Source organism: Anaerococcus hydrogenalis, assembly GCF_002871895.1.
GTDB lineage: Bacteria > Bacillota > Clostridia > Tissierellales > Peptoniphilaceae > Anaerococcus > Anaerococcus hydrogenalis.
The window spans coordinates 201,569-223,307 of the sequence record NZ_PNHP01000003.1 but is presented as its reverse complement, the minus strand read 5'-3'; the positions used below and the strand labels follow the sequence as shown (position 1 = coordinate 223,307).

General features: G+C 31.5%; 24 protein-coding genes. All 24 read left to right on the top strand.

Annotated elements, in window-relative coordinates:
- The first annotated feature begins 30 nt into the window (after window positions 1-30).
- The 24 genes from CJ192_RS05865 to CJ192_RS05750 all read left to right on the top strand — a co-directional run bounded on the left by CJ192_RS05865 (window position 31) and on the right by CJ192_RS05750 (window position 21,718).
- Window positions 31-489, top strand: a complete 459-nt coding sequence (locus CJ192_RS05865) for an NUDIX domain-containing protein (RefSeq protein ID WP_102198095.1) — start codon at window positions 31-33, stop codon at window positions 487-489.
- Window positions 490-804: 315 nt separating this feature from the next.
- The gene (locus CJ192_RS05860; protein WP_004817953.1) at window positions 805-3,381 is read left to right on the top strand and encodes a glycyl radical protein; all 2,577 of its coding nucleotides are present in this window, start codon (window positions 805-807) and stop codon (window positions 3,379-3,381) included.
- A gap of 12 nt (window positions 3,382-3,393) precedes the next feature.
- Window positions 3,394-4,311 carry a glycyl-radical enzyme activating protein gene (locus tag CJ192_RS05855; protein ID WP_102198094.1) on the top strand — a complete coding sequence of 306 codons (918 nt, stop codon included), beginning with the start codon at window positions 3,394-3,396 and terminating at the stop codon, window positions 4,309-4,311.
- 1 nt (window position 4,312) lies between these two features.
- Entirely contained in the window at window positions 4,313-5,083 is a 771-nt protein-coding gene (gene pduB, locus CJ192_RS05850; RefSeq protein WP_102198093.1) for a propanediol utilization microcompartment protein PduB, read from the top strand.
- Between the two features lie 52 nt (window positions 5,084-5,135).
- Entirely contained in the window at window positions 5,136-6,452 is a 1,317-nt protein-coding gene (locus CJ192_RS05845; protein ID WP_102198092.1) for an aldehyde dehydrogenase, read from the top strand.
- Between the two features lie 84 nt (window positions 6,453-6,536).
- Window positions 6,537-7,793, top strand: coding sequence for a PocR ligand-binding domain-containing protein (locus tag CJ192_RS05840; protein WP_102198091.1), 1,257 nt, complete (start codon window positions 6,537-6,539; stop codon window positions 7,791-7,793).
- Complete coding sequence (locus CJ192_RS05835) at window positions 7,794-8,765, top strand: helix-turn-helix transcriptional regulator (protein WP_102198090.1); 972 nt, start codon at window positions 7,794-7,796, stop codon at window positions 8,763-8,765.
- Between the two features lie 287 nt (window positions 8,766-9,052).
- Complete coding sequence (locus CJ192_RS05830) at window positions 9,053-10,147, top strand: DMT family transporter (RefSeq protein ID WP_037376789.1); 1,095 nt, start codon at window positions 9,053-9,055, stop codon at window positions 10,145-10,147.
- The gene (locus CJ192_RS05825) at window positions 10,147-10,410 is read left to right on the top strand and encodes a hypothetical protein (protein ID WP_004818035.1); all 264 of its coding nucleotides are present in this window, start codon (window positions 10,147-10,149) and stop codon (window positions 10,408-10,410) included. The genes CJ192_RS05830 and CJ192_RS05825 overlap by 1 nt, the downstream gene beginning before the upstream one ends.
- 8 nt (window positions 10,411-10,418) lie before the next feature.
- Entirely contained in the window at window positions 10,419-10,712 is a 294-nt protein-coding gene (locus tag CJ192_RS05820) for a BMC domain-containing protein (RefSeq protein WP_004813794.1), read from the top strand.
- 8 nt (window positions 10,713-10,720) lie between these two features.
- Complete coding sequence (locus CJ192_RS05815) at window positions 10,721-11,011, top strand: BMC domain-containing protein (protein WP_037376788.1); 291 nt, start codon at window positions 10,721-10,723, stop codon at window positions 11,009-11,011.
- Between the two features lie 9 nt (window positions 11,012-11,020).
- Entirely contained in the window at window positions 11,021-12,454 is a 1,434-nt protein-coding gene (locus tag CJ192_RS05810) for an aldehyde dehydrogenase family protein (protein ID WP_004817938.1), read from the top strand.
- A gap of 8 nt (window positions 12,455-12,462) precedes the next feature.
- Window positions 12,463-15,012: a choline trimethylamine-lyase gene (gene cutC / locus CJ192_RS05805; RefSeq protein WP_004817915.1), complete on the top strand. Its 2,550-nt coding sequence runs from the start codon at window positions 12,463-12,465 to the stop codon at window positions 15,010-15,012.
- 17 nt (window positions 15,013-15,029) lie between these two features.
- Window positions 15,030-15,992 carry a choline TMA-lyase-activating enzyme gene (gene cutD / locus CJ192_RS05800; RefSeq protein WP_004813783.1) on the top strand — a complete coding sequence of 321 codons (963 nt, stop codon included), beginning with the start codon at window positions 15,030-15,032 and terminating at the stop codon, window positions 15,990-15,992.
- A gap of 8 nt (window positions 15,993-16,000) precedes the next feature.
- Window positions 16,001-16,339 carry a BMC domain-containing protein gene (locus CJ192_RS05795; protein ID WP_004813780.1) on the top strand — a complete coding sequence of 113 codons (339 nt, stop codon included), beginning with the start codon at window positions 16,001-16,003 and terminating at the stop codon, window positions 16,337-16,339.
- Window positions 16,340-16,350: 11 nt separating this feature from the next.
- Window positions 16,351-16,791: a EutP/PduV family microcompartment system protein gene (locus CJ192_RS05790; protein WP_244897290.1), complete on the top strand. Its 441-nt coding sequence runs from the start codon at window positions 16,351-16,353 to the stop codon at window positions 16,789-16,791.
- A complete protein-coding gene (locus CJ192_RS05785) occupies window positions 16,779-17,327 on the top strand; it encodes a cobalamin adenosyltransferase (RefSeq protein ID WP_102198088.1) in 549 nt (182 codons plus the stop codon). Before CJ192_RS05790 ends, CJ192_RS05785 begins: the two co-directional genes overlap by 13 nt.
- Before the next feature lie 4 nt (window positions 17,328-17,331).
- Window positions 17,332-18,168, top strand: a complete 837-nt coding sequence (eutJ, locus tag CJ192_RS05780) for an ethanolamine utilization protein EutJ (RefSeq protein ID WP_081456709.1) — start codon at window positions 17,332-17,334, stop codon at window positions 18,166-18,168.
- Window positions 18,158-18,451 carry a BMC domain-containing protein gene (locus CJ192_RS05775; protein ID WP_004813771.1) on the top strand — a complete coding sequence of 98 codons (294 nt, stop codon included), beginning with the start codon at window positions 18,158-18,160 and terminating at the stop codon, window positions 18,449-18,451. Before eutJ ends, CJ192_RS05775 begins: the two co-directional genes overlap by 11 nt.
- The gene (locus CJ192_RS05770; RefSeq protein WP_004837443.1) at window positions 18,445-18,714 is read left to right on the top strand and encodes a EutN/CcmL family microcompartment protein; all 270 of its coding nucleotides are present in this window, start codon (window positions 18,445-18,447) and stop codon (window positions 18,712-18,714) included. The genes CJ192_RS05775 and CJ192_RS05770 overlap by 7 nt, the downstream gene beginning before the upstream one ends.
- Window positions 18,715-18,723: 9 nt before the next feature.
- Window positions 18,724-19,032 (top strand): hypothetical protein, encoded by a 309-nt coding sequence (locus CJ192_RS05765; RefSeq protein WP_102198087.1) that lies wholly within the window; start codon window positions 18,724-18,726, stop codon window positions 19,030-19,032.
- 1 nt (window position 19,033) lies between these two features.
- Window positions 19,034-19,678: a phosphate propanoyltransferase gene (locus tag CJ192_RS05760; RefSeq protein ID WP_102198086.1), complete on the top strand. Its 645-nt coding sequence runs from the start codon at window positions 19,034-19,036 to the stop codon at window positions 19,676-19,678.
- A gap of 138 nt (window positions 19,679-19,816) precedes the next feature.
- Window positions 19,817-20,098 (top strand): ethanolamine utilization microcompartment protein EutM, encoded by a 282-nt coding sequence (eutM, locus tag CJ192_RS05755; protein ID WP_037376806.1) that lies wholly within the window; start codon window positions 19,817-19,819, stop codon window positions 20,096-20,098.
- A 27-nt stretch (window positions 20,099-20,125) separates the two neighbouring features.
- Complete coding sequence (locus CJ192_RS05750; RefSeq protein ID WP_102198085.1) at window positions 20,126-21,718, top strand: acetaldehyde dehydrogenase (acetylating); 1,593 nt, start codon at window positions 20,126-20,128, stop codon at window positions 21,716-21,718.
- Window positions 21,719-21,739 lie beyond the last annotated feature (21 nt).

Below are 21,739 nucleotides of genomic sequence, written 5' to 3'. Positions count from 1 at the left end.
TGCTTCCTTTTTTTATGGATTGGAGAAATAATGAAAATTAGATTAATGAACATGGTAAAAATTTACGATGAAAAAAATAAAAAAGTCCTAGTATTAGATAAAAAGAAAAAATACGGCTGGGAGGGCCTAACCTTTCCTGGAGGAAAAGTTGAAGAAAATGAATCATTTGAAAATTCAGTAATAAGAGAGGCAAAAGAAGAAACAAACCTGGATATAAAAAATCCTGAGCTTGTTGGAATAATAACTTGGACCTTCACAAATGATGAGGGCGAATTTCAAAAAGATGTGGGACTTTTATACCAAACAAAGGATTTTTCTGGCAAATTAATTGAAGATAATAGGGAAGGAAAATTATTTTGGAAAGATTACGACGAATTTAAAAAGATGGAAAAAATGAGCGAGTCTATGCCTGAAATTTTAAAAATTTATGATGGAAAATATAGGGAAATTTATTGGGATATAGATAAGAATACAAAAAAATTTCACTAGAAGGACTAAAAAAATAACCTTATAGATTGTTTAAAAAATTGGAGAAATGATTTTTTAAATATAGATATAAGAAAGTAAAAATTTTAATAGGATTAATAGTATTGAATAATACAAAAAAATATAAAATGTTCTGGTCATGAGGAATATAGACAGAAATTTTTATAGAAAAATATTAAAAAACCTAAAAATATACTTGTTTACTAAAGATGTAGGTTTGAATAATGCAATCATTTAGCTTTGATAATATATTTACAAATTAACGTTTTCATTATATCATCGCCTTATAAAGAAATATTCTGATTTTAGGAGGGAAAAATGATAGAAAGAGGCTTTAGTAAACCTACACAAAGAGTTGAAAGACTTAGAAAAGTAATAATTAACGCAACTCCAGAGGTTGAAGCAGACAGGGCTAGATTAATAACAGAATCTTACAAAGAAACAGAAGGTATGTCAAATATACTAAGACGTGCCAAAGCATGTGAAAAGCTTTTTAAAAATCTACCTGTAACAATAAGAGAAGACGAACTAGTAGTTGGTTCTTTGACAAAAACACCAAGATCAACAGGTTTGTGTCCAGAATTTTCATATTCATGGGTTGCAGACGAATTTGATACTATGGCAACAAGGTCTGCTGATCCATTTTTGATAAGAGAAGAAACAAAAGAAGAATTAAAGGAAATTTTCAAATATTGGAAAGGAAAAACAAATTCTGAATATGCAGACTCTCTTATGAGCCAAGAAGCCAAAGATTGTATAGAAAATGGTATATTTTCTGTAGGAAATTATTTCTATGGTGGAGTAGGTCACGTAACTGTAGACTATGGAAAAATTTTAAAAAGAGGATTTAGGGGAGTTTTAGAAGAAGTTATTCTTGCTATGAGAAAACTTGACGATAAGGATCCTGAAACTATAGAAAAAATGCAATTTTATAAGGCACTTATAATTACATATACAGCTGCTATTAAATTTGCTCACAGATACTCAGAAAAGGCAAGAGAGCTTGCTGATAAAGAAAACGATATTAAAAGAAAAGAAGAATTACTAAAAATATCTGATATTTGTAAAAAAGTTCCAGAATATGGAGCAGATACATTTTGGGAAGCATGCCAATCATTCTGGTTTATCCAATTAATGGTACAAATAGAATCTAATGGTCACTCAATAAGTCCAGGAAGATTTGACCAATACATGTATCCATATTTGAAAAATGATAGCATAGATAGGGAACTTGCCCAAGAATTAGTTGATTGTATTTGGGTTAAATTTAATGATATAAATAAGGCAAGAGATGAAGTATCTGCCCAAGCTTTTGCAGGATATTCAATGTTCCAAAACCTATGCGTAGGTGGACAAGATATCCATGGCCTTGATGCTACAAATGATGTTTCATATATGTGTATGGAATCTGTATCTCACGTTGCCCTTCCAGCACCTTCATTTTCAGTAAGAGTACACCAAAATTCTCCTTATGAATTTTTACTAAGAGCTTGTGAAGTTTCAAGATTAGGTTATGGAGTACCTGCTTTTTACAATGATGAAGTAATAATATTAAACTTGGTATCAAGAGGGGTTAAGCTTGAAGATGCAAGAGATTATTCAATAATAGGTTGTGTTGAACCACAAGCAAGCCATAAAACAGAAGGATGGCACGATGCGGCCTTCTTTAATGCAGCAAAAGTTTTAGAAATTACACTTAATAATGGTAGGTGCAATGGAAAACAATTAGGACCTGTAACTGGAGAAATTACAGAAATGACTTCTATAGAACAAATTATAGAAGCGTTTGAAAAACAAATGGCCTACTTTGTAAAATATCTAGCAGAGGCAGATAACTGTGTAGATTATGCCCACATGCAAAGAGGAAATCTTCCATTTATGTCAGCTTTGGTAGATGATTGTATTAAAAGAGGTAAATCTTCTCAATCAGGAGGAGCTTTATATAACTTTACAGGACCTCAAGCATTTGGAGTAGCAGATTCTGGTGATTCTTTATATGCTATTGAAAAGAATGTATTTGAAAATAAGAGAATAAGCCTTGAAGAATTAAAAGAAGCTTTAGAAAATAACTTTGGCTTTACAGATTCTATAATGCCAGGACCTTGTGGAGGAGATAGTGTTTCTGCAAAAGTAGGACAATTATCCGAAGCAGAAATATACGATGCAATAAAGAAAATTTTATCAAACTCTGACACAACAGATGTAGATGAAATTGCTAAAAAACTTGAATTAAATAATACAGCAAACTCTTCTTACCAATCAGCTTGTGGATGTTCTGCAAATGAAACAGGAAGATTTAAAACAATCCAAAAAATTCTAGATAATACTGGTAGTTTTGGTAACGATGATCAAGGATGCGATGAATTTGCAATAAGAGTTGCACAAATTTATTGTGATGAGGTAGATAAGTATACAAACCCAAGAGGCGGTGCTTTCCAAGCAGGTATATATCCAGTATCAGCAAACGTATTATTTGGAAAAGATGTAGGAGCCTTACCTGATGGTAGACTTGCAGGAGCGCCACTAGCAGATGGAGTTTCACCAAGACAAGGAAAGGATGCTAATGGACCAACAGCAGCTGCAAACTCTGTTGCAAAACTTCCTCACTTCCAAGCATCAAATGGTACACTTTACAACCAAAAATTCTCACCAAAATCTGTAGAAGGTGAAAAAGGACTTAAAAACTTTGTATCTATAATAAAATCATACTTTGATCACAAGGGTGCTCATATTCAATTTAACGTTATAGATAGGCAAACTTTAATCGATGCTCAAGAAAATCCACAAGATCACAAAGACTTATTAGTTAGAGTAGCTGGATACTCAGCACATTTTGTTACATTAGCAAAAGATGTACAAGACGATATTATAAGCAGAACAGAACATACAATGTAGTAAGGATCAGCTATGGATTCTATAGACTACAAAAAACAAGGTGTTGTATTTGATATTCAAAGATACTCTATTAATGACGGCCCTGGAATTAGAACCATAGTTTTTTTGAAAGGATGCCCTTTGCGTTGTGCATGGTGTTCTAACCCAGAATCTCAGCATCCAAACAGAGAGCTACTTTATAGAAAAATGCTTTGTATACACTGCAATTTATGTCTAAAAGCTTGCAAGCAAGGGGCCCTCGATCCTTCAAATCCAAATTTAATTGATAGGGAAAAATGTATACTTTGTGAAGACTGTGCTAATATATGTCCTACCGGAGCCTTAGAAGTTAAGGGTAAGAATATGACTGTTGAAGAAGTTATAAATGAATTAAAAAAGGACGAATCTTATTATCATAGGTCAAATGGAGGAATTACCTTATCTGGAGGAGAGGCCCTAATGCAAGCTGACTTTTGCAGGGAACTATTAAAAGCCTGCAAGGCTAGAGGCTGGCATACAGCAATTGAAACTGAAGGTTATGCAAGTAAGGATGCTATAAATAAGGTTATGCCATACATTGATTTAGCCTTATTAGATTGCAAGGCTAGCAATGATGAGATCCATAAAAAATGGACTGGAGTAAGTAATAAACTCATAAGAGAAAATTCATATTTAATTCAAGATATAACACACACAATAATAAGAATACCAACTATACCTACAGTCAATTCTGATATAAATGAGTATAGGGACATGATAAAATTTATAAAAACTTTGCCAAAAGTAAAAGAAATCCACATACTTCCCTACCATAATTATGGAGAAAAGAAATATGAACTTTTGGGCAGAGATTACAAGCTAAAAAATATAGGAAAACTAGATGAAAACCATATAGAAAAGCTAAAACAACTAGTTGAATCTGAAGGCTTTATATGTGAAATTGGAGGATAAAATGGACAAAGATCTACTAGAAAAGATCATCGGGCAAGTATCTGATGATATAGAAAAAGAAAAAAAACCAAGAAAATCTAATCAGGATATTGGTGTTACTGAATTTGTTGGAACAACAGATGGAGATACAATAGGACTTGTTATTGCAGGTGTTGACTCTGAACTTGCAAAAAAAATGAACCTTGGCAAGTACAGGTCTCTTGGAATAATAGGTTCAAGAACAGGGGCTGGTCCTCAAATAATGGCTGTTGATGATGCTGTAAAAGCTACAAATACAGAAGTTATTGCTATAGAAATGCCAAGAGATACAAAAGGTGGAGGAGGACATGGTGTCCTAATTTATCTTGGAGCAGATGATGTTTCTGATGTAAGACGTGCTGTAGAAATAGCCCTAGAAGCTACACCAAAATATTTTGGAGATGTATATGGAAATGAGGCAGGTCATTTGGAATTTCAATATACAGCAAGGGCAAGCTATTGTCTTGAAAAAGCCTTTAGTACTCCATTAGGAAAAAGTTTTGGAATGGTAATAGGATCTCCTGCAGCTATAGGAACAGTTTTAGCTGATACAGCAGTTAAAGCAGCTAATGTAGATATAGTTGGATATTCATCACCTGCCCATGGAACAAGTTTTTCAAACGAGGTCATCTTATGTTTTACAGGAGATTCAGGAGCTGTAAGACAAGCTGTAAAAACATCTATTGACTTAGGTAAGAAGTTATTGTCAACTCTAGGTGAAGAACCTGTATCTTCTTCAACTCCTTATATATAAAAAATTAAAATTTAACTAACTTTAATATTTTATAAAATAAAAGGAAAAAATCATGACAAATCTAGGAGTTTACAGTAGTGTATGCGAGATAATAGAAAAGTCTAAAATAGCTTATAAGTCTTATAGAGAATTTGGTTTAGCAAATAGAGAAAAAATAATAGAAAATATAAGAAAAACATTAAGTAACTATGCAGATAAGTTGGCAGAAATGTCATTTTCTGAAATAAATATGGGAAAATTGGATGACAAGAAAGAAAAAATCCGACTAAGCATTGAAAAAACTCCGGGAACAGAAGATTTAGTATCGGAGGTTTATACCAAAGATAGGGTTATGACCCTATATGAATATTCTCCTTATGGGGTTTCTGCTGCCTTGCTACCAAGCACTAATCCTGTTGCAACTGTAATAAATAATGTAATAGGAATGATAGCAGCTGGAAATTCAGTCGTTCTTTGTCCTCATCCAAGGGCTATTGAAGTAACTAAATTTTTGACAGGCCTCTTAAATAAAATTATTATCGAATCATCTGGAATAGAAAATTTGGTTACTTGCTTGGATGATTTAAGTATTAAAAATATAAATGAACTAATGAATCATCCAGAGTTGGACTTATTAGTTGTTACAGGCGGAAGCTATATAGCTAAGGAAGCTTATAAGTGTAACAAGAAAGTAATTTCAGCTGGCCCTGCCAACCCAACATTTATAGTAGATGAAACTGCAGATATTGATGATGCTGCTAGAAAAATAGTTAAAGGTGCAAGTTTCGACAATAATATTTTATGTGTTACAGAAAAAAATATAGTTGTTGTTGATCCTATATATGAAAAATTGAAAAAATCCTTAATCAGCCAAGGATGTTTTTACATAGATAATGTAGTAGATATGTTAAAACTTACCAAGGTTGTCCTAACTGAAGACTTTAAAATAAATAAATTTTTTGGAGGAAAATCAGTAGGAGAAATTTTAGATTATGCTGGCATCAAAAATGATGGAGACTATAAATTAATAGCTGTAGATGTGCCAAAAATTCATCCACTAGCAACAGAGGAACAACTTATGCCAATTTTGTCAGTGATTAGAGAAAGTGATTTTGATGAGGCTTTAAACACAGCTATACTTTTAGAACAAGGATTATATCATACGGCAGGTATTCATTCAAACAGTATAAGAAGGATGAATATAGCAGCAAAAGAGTTGAAAACTTGTATATTCGTAAAAAATGGTTCATCCTTAGATGGGATAGGATTTTCAGATGATAATCCAGTTAGCTTTACTATAGCAAATAAGACAGGAGAAGGCTCTACTAGTACAAGAAATTTTGCAATAAAGAGAAGGTGTGTTCTGGTAGATGGATTTTCGATAAGATAGGCTCTTATAAAATTCTTTGTTTTAAAATTAGCGAAAAAATTGTAAAATTATTGGTAAGTAGCTAATTACAAACAAGGGGTTTTTATGGAAAATACAAGTAATCATTCAAATTCAAGCCAAGATATAAGAGATGGTATAGATCTTTTATCGATTTTTGGAAAAGAAAAACTTGAACACATACAAAAGTTAATATCTGATGTTACAGGGATTGCCTTTGTAGCTATAGACTACAAGGGCGAACCCCTAACAAAAATGACTAATTTCACAAAACACTGTGCAAGTATAAGAAAAAATCCTATTTGCAAACGCATATGTGAATTATCAGATGCCTCAGGAGCTATCAGGGCAGCTGTCACCAAAAAGACTTCAATTTATTTATGTCCTTTTGATATGTTGGAAGTTGCAATTCCTATAATTATTGACGATACTTATTTGGGTGCTCTAGTAGGAGGTCAAATAGATTGTCCAAATCCACCAGATGATATTTTAAAAATTGAAGAAAAATGGATTTTAGGCAATGAAAAAATAGAAGATTTGGAAAGTAAAAAAGAATTAAGTTCAGGAAAAGTATTAAAATACCAAGAATTTGTAAATTCAGTAAAATTAGTTGAATTTATAATCACAGAAATTATAAGTAAAGAAATACAAATAAGGAATATGGAGAAGTCTTATAAAAATAATATTAGTATTCTTGAAAAAGATATTTCCTTATTAGAAAAATCAAATAAAAATTTGGAAGAAAGATTACATGTTTTAGGAAATAATATAAATAAATATATAATAAACGATTTATTAGAAATATTATCCAACCTTTCCATATTAGCTGATAAAAATCTTATGAATTTTTATATTGACAATTTAGTATTTTTTGCTATAAATTTTTTAAATAAGAAAATCTTACCAATTGATAAGGTTACTAATTTAATAAAATCTTATTTGGAAATAAAGAAAATCCAATATTCTGATAGGTTTACTTACAATATTTCTGTAGATCAGACAATTTCTAACTTTATTATTTCATATAGACCTATAATTATTTATACAGTTTTAATGGCAAATATTAGCCTTAAATACCTTGACGAAGCTTATCATATGGACCTTAATATAAGTTCTAAGGAAAATAAAATTATTATAAAAATATCAGATAATGGCATAGGCCTAGGTGAAAAATCAATGGGGATATTAAAAAAGACTTACATGACAGAATATGAGTTTATAGAAATTTCTTCATACCTTGCTTATATAAAACATACAATAGAAGATAGTAAAGACAAAGAAGTAAGAATAATCAAAGAAAATAATAAAAATCAAGTACTTATTAAATACGAGATAGGTGATTAAATGTTTAATCTTATGATAATAAACAATCAAAGTTTAACTAGAAAAACCTTAATAAAAATTTTAGAAGAAAGTAAGATGGCAAAAGAAATTATTACAAAAAACACAATAGATGAGGGCCTATCTTATCTAGATAAAAATAATGTTGATGTAATAATATTAGAAGTGTCTATGCAAAATTCAAAATTTTTAAACTTCATAGAAAAAATCAAATTAAAAAATAAAAAAATTAAAATTTTTCTACTTTCAAGAGATATAAACTTGACAAACATTAATAAATTAAACCTTGATTTTAATGACATTATAAAAAAACCCATATCTAAAAAAGATATAACAAATAAATTAATAAAGTTAAAAGAAGAGTCTATAAATATAAATCTGGATGATTTTTTGACAGAATTTAATATAAAGCTAAAAGAAAGGGACTTTTTAAAAAGTTTAGATATTTTAAAAACTAAGCTAAAAGAAGTATGTCTTGATAAATCATCTAAATTACAAAGAAAAAAGCTAGAGTTTGTCCTAGAAAAAATATTAATAAAGGAAAAAATAGGAAATATAAATCTTGGTAATTATTTTTCAAAGAATATGACTAATTCTAAAATTCTTGACATAATAGCCTTTGAATTTTTAAAAGACTTGTATCAAGTAAAGGCGTGCAAAGATTTTTCTATACTAGAAGATGTCTTTATATATATAAATAATAATATATACAAAAACATCTCCTTAAATGATATAGTAAAAAATTGTGCCATATCTCAGGCTTATTTAAGTAGACTTTTTAGAAGTAATTTTAAAATAACAGTGGTCAACTACATAAATTTATTAAAAATAAATATAGGCAAAGAGATAATAATTAATGAGGAAATGACCATGGTTGACCTATCAAATTATTTATCCTATAGTGATTACTCATATTTTTCTAAAGTTTTCAAAAAACATGAAGGAATGACCATAGAAAATTATAAAAAGACTTAAATTTTTAAATTTTTATAAAATATATTAAAAAAATTAATGTATTTTATAAAAATTTATTTAAAAAAATAACTAAAAAAACCTGCAAAGAAATCAAAAACTTTTACGCATAGGTTAGAGTTAAATAAAAGATTTAAGGATGGTATGACAAAAAAATATCAAAAGAAAGCTACAATTTCAACGGAAAACGTTAGTCAAGCGAAAAAAGTTGACTTTTACGTTAGGTATATTGTTAATATTTAGATAAGGAAAACATTATATATTTCCAAATTAAGAAAAAAGGAGACGAAGTGGTGGAAAAAACAAAAAATTATTCAGATGCTGTTAGTAAAGCAGAATCCACTAAGAAAAAACTTGATAAAAAGTATTTTAATAAGGGATTAAATATTGGAATTCAATCTGGTATTTATTACGGACTTTACACAGCATTAGTTACTACAGCCACAGTATATGGAATATGGAAGTATTGGTATTCAGGAGAAGCTGGACTTTCTGATATTACCATAGCTTTTATTCTTGGTACACTTGCAACCGGAATAAATGATTTAACATCGGCAATCTGGGCTTTAGTAAATTCAATAATCAAGGGAAAATTTGGAGATTTTCTAAAAACTTTAAAAACAAAACCTGGAATGATTATGGTATTTGCGGCTGTAGTCGGAGGACCTATAGCAGGGGTTACATATATTCTTGCTGTTCAAATGGGAGGACCAGTTGTTATTCCAATAGCAGGTCTTAACGTTGCCATCGGAGCTATACTTGGAAGAGTAATTTTAAAACAAGAATTATCAGCAAGAACAATCCTAGGAATTGTAATTTGCTTGGCATCTTCTCTTTTAATAGGTGCAACAAGTCTTACAGGAGAAGTTAAAGATGGAATGGTTTTAGGAATAATTCTTGCAATAGTTGCAGCTTTTGGCTGGGGACTTGAAGGAGTTATAGCAGGATTTGGAACATCAATGATTGATTCTGAAATAGGAATTGCAATAAGACAAACAACTTCATCATTAACAAACCTACTAATTGTATTACCAATTTTTGGAGTAATTGAAGGAAGCGGGATTCATCTTATTTCAAAGCTTTTCGTTAATGCTATAACTGATCCAACAATCTTAATCTTGTTTGCCAGTGGATTTTTTACATTTATATCATTTGCTTTTTGGTATAAGGGAAATTCAATGTGCGGTGCAGCCTTAGGTATGGCTTGTAATGGTACATATACTTTCTGGGGACCATTTTTCTGCTGGATCATACTTGGAATAATTTTGAAAAATCCAGGTTATGAAATAGCACCAATAGCATGGATAGGATCACTTCTTATGGCATTAGGTATTTTCATAATGAGTGTAAATCCACTTGATTATTTAAAAAGAGGTAACAAATAATGAGAAGACCATTAAATTATGAAATATTAAAATATTTTACTAATGTTGATAAGGCATCAGCCAATGATGTTTATCTAGCTTTAGAAGATGAATTTAAAGATCATAAGGCTTTTACTAAAGAAAACATAATAGAAAGTCTTATGACAGCTAAGGAAAATGGCTTAGTAGATGAAGATTCATACACCTTAATAGATGGTGAATTAGTCGTATATTACAAAGCAAGCGAAGATCAAAAAAACACTATAAATTCTTATATTAAGTAGGTGAAATTATGCAGTACGAATCACAAGCAATAGGTCTTATAGAAACTTTGGGCATGTTACCAGCTATAAAGGCATTAGATGCAATGCTAAAAGCAGCTGATGTAAAACTTGTATCTTATGAAAATATTGGATCAACCCTTGTTACTGTAATAGTAAGAGGAGATGTTTCTTCATGTATAAGTGCAGTAGAAGCTGGAGTAGCTGAGGGCGAAAAAATCGGAAAAATTACAGCTCACAATGTTATGAAAAGACCAGTAACAAATGTAAGCAAGGTAATATCAGTTCATAAAGTAGAAGATTAGGAGTGAATATGCAAGCATTAGGAGGCATAGAAACTTTCGGTTTAGTATATGTGCTAGAAGCTGCAGATGCAATGGAAAAAGCAAGTGGAGTAGAAATTGTAGGCTACGAAAACGTAGCTAGTGGATATATTTCAGTACTTGTAAAAGGAGATGTATCAGCAGTTGAATCTGCAGTAGAAGCAGGAGTTAAGGCAGTAGAAGCTATGGGAGCAGAAGTTTATTCATCTCTAGTGATACCAAGCCCACACCCAGATTTAGAAAAAGTAACCGAAATTTATAATTTAGATAATTTGATATAAGGGGGGACTATGAAAGTAATAGATACAGATCTTCTTTCAGTTCAACAGGCTAGGATTTTACTAGAGCAGGCAGAAAGTTCTAAGGAATCTCTTCTTGAAATTGACAAGGAAGAAAGAAATGACCTATTAAATAAAATAAAACAATACTATAAAGCTAACATAGACCAACTTGCAAAAATGTCTTTTGAAGAAACATCATATGGAAGATATGAGGATGAGATAAAGCTTGGTAAATATTATTTAGATAATATAGATAACGAGCTAGATTCCTATCCTAACATATTTGACATAGTAAGCGGTCAAAATTCGAGACAAGTTGCCCTTTCAAAAGGTCTTAGCCTTGTATTTATATCCCCATACCTATCAACACTTACTTGTTTTCAAGCGATTTATTTTGCAATAAGGGCCCTAAATCCTCTTATTATAGTAAGTGATACAAGATGTGAAAAGACAGTAACAAAGATGGTTGAAGATATTAAAAAAATCTTAAAAGAAGATTTTTATCCAAGAGGATTTTTAGATATCTTAACCTACAATTCTGACTTAGGAGAAAAAACCTTATACGAAAGCGATAAAGTTTCTTTCATATTAGAAAATCTTCTAAGTGAAGATAAAAGAGAAATTCAAAACGATCAGGCTCAAATTTTTAAAGCAGAAATAGGCAACAATATAGTATTTATAGATAAAGATTGCGATATAGATAAGGCAAGTTGTGAAGTTATAAATTCAAAAGCCTTTAATAACGGCCTTTTGCCAGGCGTTGAGCAATCTGTAGTAGTTGAAGAAAATGCCTATGACCAAGTCGTTCAAAAATTCAAAGAATATGGTGCATATTTTCTAAGCAAGGACGAGCATATAAAACTTGAAAAAATTTTATATGACAAAAATTACAATTGCAGGAAGGAACTTATAGGAAGAAGTGCAAAACAAATTGCAGAAATTGCAGGAATAAAGGTTAATTCAGATACAAAGATTTTAGTAGTTACCAAACCTTATGTATCAGAAAATAGCCCTTACTCAAAAGAAAAATACAATCCTATTCTTTCCCTATATATTGAAAATGATTGGTTAAACGCTTGCGAAAAATGTGTTGAATTAATTTTAAATGACAAAAAAGGTCAAAGCCTTTCAATATATTCCAATGATTCCTATGTAATAGAACAATTCATAGAAAAAAAACCAGTTGCAAGAGTTCTGGTAAATGCTCCAACAGGTTTAGGATCAGTAGGAATAGGAACTAATCTTCCAATAAGTTTTAGCCTATCAACCAAAAAAATAGAAGGATTAAATCAAACATCCCTAACACCAAATCACTTTATGAAATTTAGAGAAATTGGTATATGCGATGAAAAAGATATAAATTCTTTTCTAAGTAAAAAAACAGTTAAAAAAGACAAAGATTTATTTGAAAAAATATTAAATTCATTAGAAAAAAATTATTAGGAGGAGAGATGGACTTAAGAGAGTTTTCTAAGAAATTGGCAATGGCTACAGAGCATATGTCAGATTCTGAAAAGGAAAGTGTACGTCAATTATTTGAAAAAGTACAAGACCAATTAAACAAAGAAGATAATAACAATACAAATTTAAATGTAGGCATACAATCAGAAGGTACAGAAATTCCTGATGGACCAACACAAAGACTTGTTGATCTAAAAGCAAACTTTTTAAAACAAGTTCCAACTATAACCTTACATAGGGCAAAAATAGTAACAGAACTTACAAGAGAAAATCCAGGAATGCCAAAGAATGTACTAAGAGCAAAAGCTTTTAGAAAAAATTGTGAAACAGCACCACTTGTTATTCAAGATAACGAATTAATAGTAGGTTCACCTTGTGGGGCACCAAGAAGTGGAGCATTTTCTCCAGATATATCTTGGAGATGGCTAAGAGATGAATTAGATACAATTGAAAATAGACCACAAGATCCATTCCACATTTCAGAAGAAGATAAACAATATTGTAAAGACGTATTATTCCCATTCTGGGAAGGAAGAAGTCTTGATGAAGTTTGTGAAGACCAATATAGAGATGCTGGAGTATGGGAATTATCAGGAGAATCTTTCGTATCAGACTGTTCTTACCACCAAGTAAACGGAGGTGGAGATTCAAACCCAGGATATGATGTAATCCTAATGAAAAAAGGAATGAAAGATATCCAACAAGAAGCAAAAGATCACTTAGAAAAACTTGATTATTCAAATCCAGAAGATATAGATAAAATTTACTTCTACAAGTCAGTTATTGAAACAACTGAAGGAGTAATGATTTATGCTAAAAGATTAAGCGAATACGCAAAACAATTAGCTCAAAAAGAAACAAATCCAAAAAGAAAAATGGAATTGGAAAAAATAGCAGAAGTAAATGCTTATGTTCCAGCAAACAAACCAAGAACATTCTGGGAAGCTATTCAAGCTGTTTGGACAATAGAATCCTTACTAGTAGTTGAAGAAAACCAAACAGGAATGTCTATAGGAAGAGTTGACCAATACATGTATCCATTCTACAAAGCAGACATCGAAAGTGGAAGAATGAATGACTACCAAGCATTTGAGCTTGCAGGATGTATGTTAATAAAGATGAGTGAGATGATGTGGTTAACAAGTGAAGGATCATCTAAATTCTTTGCAGGATACCAACCATTTGTTAATATGACAATAGGTGGAGTTACAAGAGAAGGTGTTGATGCAACAAATGATTTAACATACCTATTAATGGATGCAGTAAGACACGTAAAAGTATACCAACCATCACTTGCAACAAGAATCCACACAAAATCTCCAGAAAAATATTTAAGAAAAATTGTAGATGTAGTAAGAGCTGGAATGGGATTCCCTGCTTGTCACTTTGATGATACTCACATAAAAATGATGCTTGCTAAGGGAGTAAGTGTAGAAGATGCTAGAGATTATTGTATGATGGGATGCGTTGAGCCACAAAAATCTGGAAGATTATATCAATGGACATCAACTTCATATACACAATGGCCAATAGCAATAGAATTAACACTTAACCATGGTGTCCCACTTTGGTATGGAAAACAAGTAACACCTGATTTAGGAAGCCTATCAAACTTTGATACATGGGAAAAATTTGAAAAAGCTGTAAAAGAACAAATTTCTTATATAACAAAATTAACAGCAGCTGCAACAACAATTTCTCAAAGAGTTCACAGAGACATGGCACCAAAGCCATTAATGTCAGTAATGTATGAAGGTTGTATGGAACATGGTAAAGATGTTTCAGCAGGTGGAGCTATGTATAACTTCGGACCAGGAGTTGTATGGTCAGGACTTGCAACTTATGCTGATAGTATGGCAGCAATCAAAAAATTGGTTTATGATGATAAAAAATATAGCCTAGAACAATTAAATGAAGCATTAAAAGCAGAATTTAAAGGCTATGACCAAATCAAAAGAGATTGCTTAGATGCACCAAAATATGGAAATGATGATGACTATGCAGATAGTATTTGTAACGATATTATAAACTTTACAGAAAGAGAACATGCTAAATATAGAACACTTTATTCTAGACTTTGCCATGGAACACTTTCAATATCAAACAACACACCATTTGGACAAATGACAGGAGCATCTGCAAACGGTCGTGATGCATGGACACCTCTATCAGATGGTATATCACCAACACAAGGAGCTGACTTTAACGGTCCAACAGCAATCATTAAATCAGTATCTAAAATGGCAAATGATTCAATGAATATGGGTATGGTACACAACTTCAAGATTCAAAAGGGAATTTTAGATTCTATAGAAGGTGAAAATGCTCTTGTAACCTTATTACGTACAGCTTGTATGTATGGAAATGGTGAGATGCAATTTAACTACCTAGACAATGAAACAATGTTAGATGCTCAAGCTCATCCAGAAAAACACAGAGACTTAGTTGTTCGTGTAGCTGGATACTCAGCATTCTTCGTTGAATTATGTAAGGATGTACAAGACGAAATTATAAGCCGTACAATGCTAGAACATTTCTAGACTAGAAAGGAATATAAATGGATGTAGATTCAAAAAAAGAAGGAATTGAAAGAACTGCTAGAATTTTCAATACTCAAAAATACAACGTCCATGATGGTCCAGGAGTAAGAACTTTAATATTTTTCAAGGGTTGCCCACTTAGGTGTAAGTGGTGCTCCAACCCTGAAGGATTAAAAAGCGAATATCAAGTAATGATCAAAAAAAATGCTTGTATAAATTGTGGTCAATGTGTAGATGTTTGCCCTAAAAAAATTCATTATATGGAAAATGGCATCCACAAAGTTCATAGAGATATAACATGCATTGGTTGTAGAAGGTGTGAGAAAAATTGCCTACAAAAAGCTATAGAAATTGTTGGTGAAGATAAAACAATAACTGAATTGATGGATATTGTTAAAGAAGATAAAGATTTTTATATGATGAGTGGAGGAGGACTTACAGTAGGTGGTGGAGAATGTAGTGCCCAAGCCGAAAGTTTAAAATCCTTACTAGAAGCAAGTCACATGGATGGAATAAATACAGCTATAGAAACTTGTGGATATATGCCAAGAAAATCTTTAGACCTAATAAAAGACCATGTAGATATTTTCTTATTTGATATTAAGCAAATGGATCCTGTAAAACATAAATATTGGACTGGAGTAAATAATGAAAGAATCTTATCCAATCTAAGATATTTACTCGAAAGTGGAAAAAAAGTTAGGGTAAGGATGCCAATTTTAAAAGGCGTAAATGATAGTCATGAAGAAATAATGGCAGTTGTCGATTTTTTAGAAGATTTTAAATGTTTTAAAAATTTTGATGGCATAGATTTACTCCCTTATCATAGGTATGGAGTTGGAAAATACGAACAACTCGATATGGACTATCCAATGGATAGTGAAATGGAAGGAGAATTTGCCTTATCAAATGAACAACTTGATGCAATTCAAAAATGGATTGATGAAAATAAAATTGAAGTAAATTTAGTAAGGCATTAGGTGATTATATGGAAAATTTACAAAGAATAGTTCAAGAATCAGTTCCAGGTAAACAAATAACCCTTCTTCATCTTATTTCATCTCCAGATCCATCGGTAAATGAGAAAATCGGTTTGGATAAGGGAAATGCCATTGGAATTATGACCCTAACCCCAACAGAAAGCTCCATTATAGCAGCTGATGTAGCAGCAAAGGCTGCAAGCGTTGAAGTTTGTTTTATAGATAGATTCAACGGATGCGTACTTTTACAAGGAGATAATGAAAGTGTAAAACAGTCCTTAGAGGCAGTTAAATATACTTTTGAATCCATGCTAAAATTTACCTCTTGTCCTGTGACAAAGTCATGAGAAGAAAGTGGTTGATAGCTGGCAATGATGGGGTGGGAAAAACAAGTCTAGCAAGCTTAATCGAAGGAATTGACCTTAAAGCAAAAAAAAGTTTAGACCTACAATTTAGAGATAAGACTATAGAAGTTTCAGAAGGCTATATTGAAAATCCTTACTTAAATAGTGCCTTGATTATGGTTGGTCAAAATCAAGCTTTAGTAAATATTTTCATGATAGACCTAGAAAAAGATTGTCATTTCCCACCAAACTTTGCCAAGTCATTTACTAGACCAACTATTACTGTAATTAATAAGATTGACTTATATGATAAAAAACAAGTTAAAAAATTAAGACAAATAGCTGAGGCTATTGGAAGCAATCATATATTTGAGATATCTATTAAAAAAGGTACGGGTCTAGATAAGTTAAGAAAATATATAAAAGAAATTGAGGATGAAAGATGCTTTTTATAACAGAAGAAAATTTAAGATACCAATACAAAAAAAGCCCTTTTGACTCATACATCATTGAAAAAGGTAGTAAGCTAACTCCACAAGCTAGACAATTTCTTTTAGATTTTAGAATTGACATAATTGACAAGTCAAAGCCTAAAAAAATAAAAAAGGAAGAAATTAAGCTAAAGGATAATCCAGATTGTAAAAAATCGGATGATGATAAATTAGATAAGAAAGTAGTGCTAATAATTAAAAAACTAGCACTTGAAATAAGAGATTTTGATCATGAATTTGCAACTTATCTAAATAACTTAGCAATAAAAATTTATAAAAATGAAAAAATAGACCTAGAAGAAAAAGAATGTAAAAAAGAAGAGGCTATTAATATCTACATAAACATGAACCTTGATAATCCATATCTTAAAAGCTTTGTAAGTATTGATGAAGCGATTGAGAAACTTAATAAAATCAAAGAAGAAAACAATGAAGATTTCATAGATAAATTAGCTTCTAGACTTTATAAATGGTTTATAAACATTAGCAAAGGAGGATAAGCTTATTAATTTAGAAAATGTAAATAAAGTCATAAAAGACTTTGAACAATCAATAGAAAAGCCCATAAAAACAAAAAATAAAAAACTCTATACAGGTATAGACATAGGAACTGCTTTTATAGTCTTATGCGTCTTTGATGAAGACAAAAGACCAGTTGCAGGAGCTTATGAATTTGCTCAAGTAGTTAGGGATGGAATGGTTGTAGATTATATAGGAGCTTGCGATATAGTAAGAAAGTTAAAAAATCAACTAGAAGAAAAACTAGGAGAAGAACTTCTTATTGCAGGATGTGCTATACCACCAGGAACAGAGAATATAGACGGTGGAGCCGTTAAAAATGTTGCTGAATCAAGTGGTTTTATAGTAGAAAAAGTCCTAGACGAACCAACAGCTGCAAATAAATTATTAAATCTTGATAATGGAGCTGTAGTTGATATTGGTGGTGGTACAACTGGAATATCAATAATAAAAAATGAAAAAGTAGTTAAAGTTTTAGATGAGCCTACAGGGGGAACCCATTTCTCCTTAGTCCTATCAGGAGCATATAAGATTGACTTTGACAGTGCAGAAAAATTAAAAAGAGATTTTTCTAAACATAAGGAAATATTTCCTGTTGTAAGACCTGTTATAGATAAAATAATTTCTATAATTGAAAATTCAAGTAAAGACCAAGAAATCGATCAAATTGTTTTAGTAGGTGGTACAGCACTTTTAAGTGGAATGGAAGATTATGTTTCTAAAAAGACTAATATAAAAACTCTAAAACCATCAAACCCTATGTTTGTAACACCAATAGGAATAGCCCTATCACTAATAGAGGATCAAAAAAATGGATATTAGACTAATAAAGGCACCAAGCCCAGCTACACTTGATATTGTTAAAAACAGATCAAAATTAAAAATCGAAACAAATCCTGGAGCAATGGGACTTGTTCAGGGGAAATTAATTGAAATGACTCTAGCAAGTGACATAGCTTATAAAACTAGTGGGGTTGAAGTTATAGATGTTAGGGGTTCATGTCCACAAAATATGATAATGCTTGCAATAATAGGAGAGATGGAAGAAGTTAAGGTCGCCCTAAGAAATATTGAAGAAAAAATTAAGGAAAAAGATATATGGTAATCGCAAAACTTATAGGCAATGTATGGGCTACAAGAAAGTATGATTCACTAAACGGTCTTAAATTTATGTTAGTAGAAATTTTAGATGGAAGTGAGAAAAATAAAAAAATAGTAGCAGTAGATACAATAGGTGCTGGTAGGGGAGATAGGGTAATTATAACCCAAGGCTCATCTGCAAGAGCAATCCTAGAGGAAAATCAAAATCAAAAAATTCCTGTAGATGCTGTTATAGTCGGAATAATAGACGAGGATTGTGATTTCTAGGAGGTTTTGATGAAAAGACTCATAAGTCAAGAAGAAGTCTTAAAGAACAAAAATGAAAAAGAAATCTATATCGATGATAATACTATAATCACAGCAGCTGCCAAAGATCTCGCAAAAGAATTTGGTATAGAATTTAAAAAATGTGATTGTAAGAGTCAAAAAAATGATATAGAAGAAAAGAAAGAAGAAGTTAAACAAAGTCAAGACTGTAAAAAATCATCAGCTGTTTTATCAGAAGATCAAATTTACAAGATTCTTAAAAAAGGTATAGAACAAGGCCTATTATCTGAATCAGATATTGAAAGGATGATGGGTTAGGATGAATGATTTAAGTCAGTTGTTAGAAAGTTTAGTAGATAATTATAAAAAAAATAAAAACGAAGTTAATATAGACCTTTATAAAGTTCCTGTAGGAATATCAGGAAGACATATTCACCTATCACAAGAAGACTTAGATACTCTTTTTGGTAAGGGATATAAACTTACACCAATAAAAAGCCTATCACAACCTGGACAATTTGCATGTAAGGAATGTGTAACAATTGCAGCAAAAAAAGGTTGTATAGAAAAAGTTAGGGTAATAGGACCAACAAGAAAACAAAGTCAAGTAGAAATACTTAGGTCGGATGCCTTTAAACTTGGTATAAAACCAGTACTTAGACTCTCAGGTGATCTTAAAGATACTCCAGGAGTTACAGTAATTGGACCGGAAGGAACAGTTATTTTAAATGAAGGGGCAATAGTCGCTCAAAGACATATTCATTTTAACAATCTTCAAGCAAAAGAAAGAGGATTTAAAAATGGAGATATAGTTTCGATAAGAACTAAAGGCGAAAGATCGGCAATACTTGAAAATGTAAGTATTAGGGTTGGAGATAATGGATATCTTGATTGTCACATTGATCAAGAAGAAGCTAACGCTCTAGGCTTAGGTCCTAAAGACTTTATAGAAATTATAGTATAAGGGGTTTAGATGACAGAGAAAAAACAAGAAGTAGCAAAGAAAACTGAAGCTACAAAAGACCAAGAAGTAAAGACAGAAGTAAGCAAAAAAAATACAAATAAAAATGTAAAAAAAGAAGAAAAAAAGGAGACTAAAAAAATGGCACAATTAGACGCATTAGGAATGATTGAAACAAAAGGTTTAGTAGGAAGTATCGAAGCAGCAGATGCTATGGTAAAAGCAGCTAACGTTACATTGATGGGAAAAGAAAACATCGGTGGAGGACTTGTAACAGTTTTAGTTAGAGGAGATGTAGGAGCTGTAAAAGCAGCAACAGATGCAGGAGCTGCAGCAGCACAAAGAGTTGGAGAATTAATTTCAGTTCACGTAATTCCAAGACCACATACAGAAGTTGAAACAATCTTACCACACAAAGAATAATAAAAATAAATTAGAAAGAAGGTAAGCATGGCAGAATTAGATTTTGATCTATCTTCAATCCAAGCAGCAAGAGATCTTGCTAGAAAAGGAGCTGAAGCAGAAAAAAAATTAAGAGATTATACATTCGATCAAATCGATAAAATAATAAAAGCAATTGCAGAAGCTGGAGAAATTCATGCAAAAGAATTAGCAGAAATTGCTGTAGAAGAAACAGGTTTTGGAAAAGTAGAAGATAAAATTTATAAAAACCACATGGCAAGTGGACTTTTATATGAAGAAATTAAAAATCAACAAACTATAGGAATAGTAGATGCTGACCAAGAAGGTCAAGTTATAACTATAGCAGATCCAGTTGGTTTGGTAATGGGAATTGTTCCATCAACAAATCCAACATCAACAGTTTTATACAACTCAATGATAGCTATAAAATCTAGAAACCCTATAATCTTTAGTCCACATCCAAAAGCTAGTAAATGTACATCAAGAGCAATTGAGATAGTAAATGAAGCAGCTGTAAAGGCAGGGGCACCAGAAAATATAGTACAAGGATTAACAAAACTTTCAATGGATGCAACAAATGAGTTGATGCATGCTGATGAAGTAAAATTAATCATAGCTACAGGTGGTCCAGCAATGGTAAAAGCAGCATATTCTGCTGGAAAACCAGCTATAGGAGTAGGAGCAGGAAACTCTCCAGCTTATATAGAAAAAACTGCTGATATCAAAAAAGCTGTTAGAAATATAATGGCATCAAAAACTTTTGATAATGGAACAATTTGTGCATCAGAACAATCATTAATTGTTGAAAGATCAAATAGACAAGAAGTTGTATCAGAATTTGAAAAAGCTGGTGCATATTTCATGACTGATGAGGAATGTAAAAAAGTTTGTGCCTTATTATTTAGAAATGGAACAGCAATGAATCCTAACTTTGTAGGAAGAAGTGCAAAAGTTATAGCAGATGCTGCAGGAATTAGCATACCAAGTGGAACTAGAGTACTTGTTGGTGAACAATATGGAGTTGGAAAAGAATATCCACTATCTTATGAAAAATTAACATCAGTACTAGGATTTTACACAGTAAATGATTGGAAGGAAGCTTGCGATCTTTCATTTAAACTTCTAGAAAATGGTATAGGACACACAATGAGCCTACATACAGAAGATAAAGAAATTGCAAGAAAATTTGCTATAAAACCAGCAAGTAGAATTCTTGTAAATACTGGTGGAACAATGGGAGGAACAGGACTTACAACAGGCCTTCCAATAGCTTTAACCTTAGGATGTGGAACAATGGGAGGATCAAGTGTATCAGAAAATGTTGGTCCAAAACACCTTGTTAACTTCAAAAAATTAGTTTATGGAGTAAAAGATGCTGATAAACTTGTTGAAGAAGATGAATTATTCAAAAAATATCACGGAAATAATTCCTCAATAAATAATAACTCATTACCAAACTATGGAAATCAACCAAAATATTTTGAATATTCAACAGGTTGTAATAATTGTAAAACAGAAGAAGAAAAAAGATCTTCAAACTTTAATGAAACAGGTGAGATAAACCTAGAAGAATTAAAAGAAATGGTAGACTCACTAGTAAATGCCTTCAAAGGTGAATAAATAAGTTAATAAAAAAATAAA

Excerpts from the sequence above, each read along its gene's own strand:
- CJ192_RS05815 (WP_037376788.1), top strand. The coding sequence starts at position 10,721 with ATGCAAGCATTAGGAGGCATAGAAACTTTCGGTTTAGTATATGTGCTA.
- CJ192_RS05770 (WP_004837443.1), top strand. The coding sequence starts at position 18,445 with ATGGTAATCGCAAAACTTATAGGCAATGTATGGGCTACAAGAAAGTAT.
- CJ192_RS05855 (WP_102198094.1), top strand. The coding sequence starts at position 3,394 with ATGGATTCTATAGACTACAAAAAACAAGGTGTTGTATTTGATATTCAA.
- CJ192_RS05760 (WP_102198086.1), top strand. The coding sequence starts at position 19,034 with ATGAATGATTTAAGTCAGTTGTTAGAAAGTTTAGTAGATAATTATAAA.
- CJ192_RS05865 (WP_102198095.1), top strand. The coding sequence starts at position 31 with ATGAAAATTAGATTAATGAACATGGTAAAAATTTACGATGAAAAAAAT.
- eutM (WP_037376806.1), top strand. The coding sequence starts at position 19,817 with ATGGCACAATTAGACGCATTAGGAATGATTGAAACAAAAGGTTTAGTA.
- cutD (WP_004813783.1), top strand. The coding sequence starts at position 15,030 with ATGGATGTAGATTCAAAAAAAGAAGGAATTGAAAGAACTGCTAGAATT.
- CJ192_RS05750 (WP_102198085.1), top strand. The coding sequence starts at position 20,126 with ATGGCAGAATTAGATTTTGATCTATCTTCAATCCAAGCAGCAAGAGAT.
- CJ192_RS05810 (WP_004817938.1), top strand. The coding sequence starts at position 11,021 with ATGAAAGTAATAGATACAGATCTTCTTTCAGTTCAACAGGCTAGGATT.
- CJ192_RS05820 (WP_004813794.1), top strand. The coding sequence starts at position 10,419 with ATGCAGTACGAATCACAAGCAATAGGTCTTATAGAAACTTTGGGCATG.
- pduB (WP_102198093.1), top strand. The coding sequence starts at position 4,313 with ATGGACAAAGATCTACTAGAAAAGATCATCGGGCAAGTATCTGATGAT.
- cutC (WP_004817915.1), top strand. The coding sequence starts at position 12,463 with ATGGACTTAAGAGAGTTTTCTAAGAAATTGGCAATGGCTACAGAGCAT.
- CJ192_RS05845 (WP_102198092.1), top strand. The coding sequence starts at position 5,136 with ATGACAAATCTAGGAGTTTACAGTAGTGTATGCGAGATAATAGAAAAG.
- CJ192_RS05765 (WP_102198087.1), top strand. The coding sequence starts at position 18,724 with ATGAAAAGACTCATAAGTCAAGAAGAAGTCTTAAAGAACAAAAATGAA.
- CJ192_RS05840 (WP_102198091.1), top strand. The coding sequence starts at position 6,537 with ATGGAAAATACAAGTAATCATTCAAATTCAAGCCAAGATATAAGAGAT.
- CJ192_RS05785 (WP_102198088.1), top strand. The coding sequence starts at position 16,779 with ATGCTTTTTATAACAGAAGAAAATTTAAGATACCAATACAAAAAAAGC.
- CJ192_RS05835 (WP_102198090.1), top strand. The coding sequence starts at position 7,794 with ATGTTTAATCTTATGATAATAAACAATCAAAGTTTAACTAGAAAAACC.
- CJ192_RS05795 (WP_004813780.1), top strand. The coding sequence starts at position 16,001 with ATGGAAAATTTACAAAGAATAGTTCAAGAATCAGTTCCAGGTAAACAA.
- CJ192_RS05860 (WP_004817953.1), top strand. The coding sequence starts at position 805 with ATGATAGAAAGAGGCTTTAGTAAACCTACACAAAGAGTTGAAAGACTT.
- CJ192_RS05775 (WP_004813771.1), top strand. The coding sequence starts at position 18,158 with ATGGATATTAGACTAATAAAGGCACCAAGCCCAGCTACACTTGATATT.
- CJ192_RS05825 (WP_004818035.1), top strand. The coding sequence starts at position 10,147 with ATGAGAAGACCATTAAATTATGAAATATTAAAATATTTTACTAATGTT.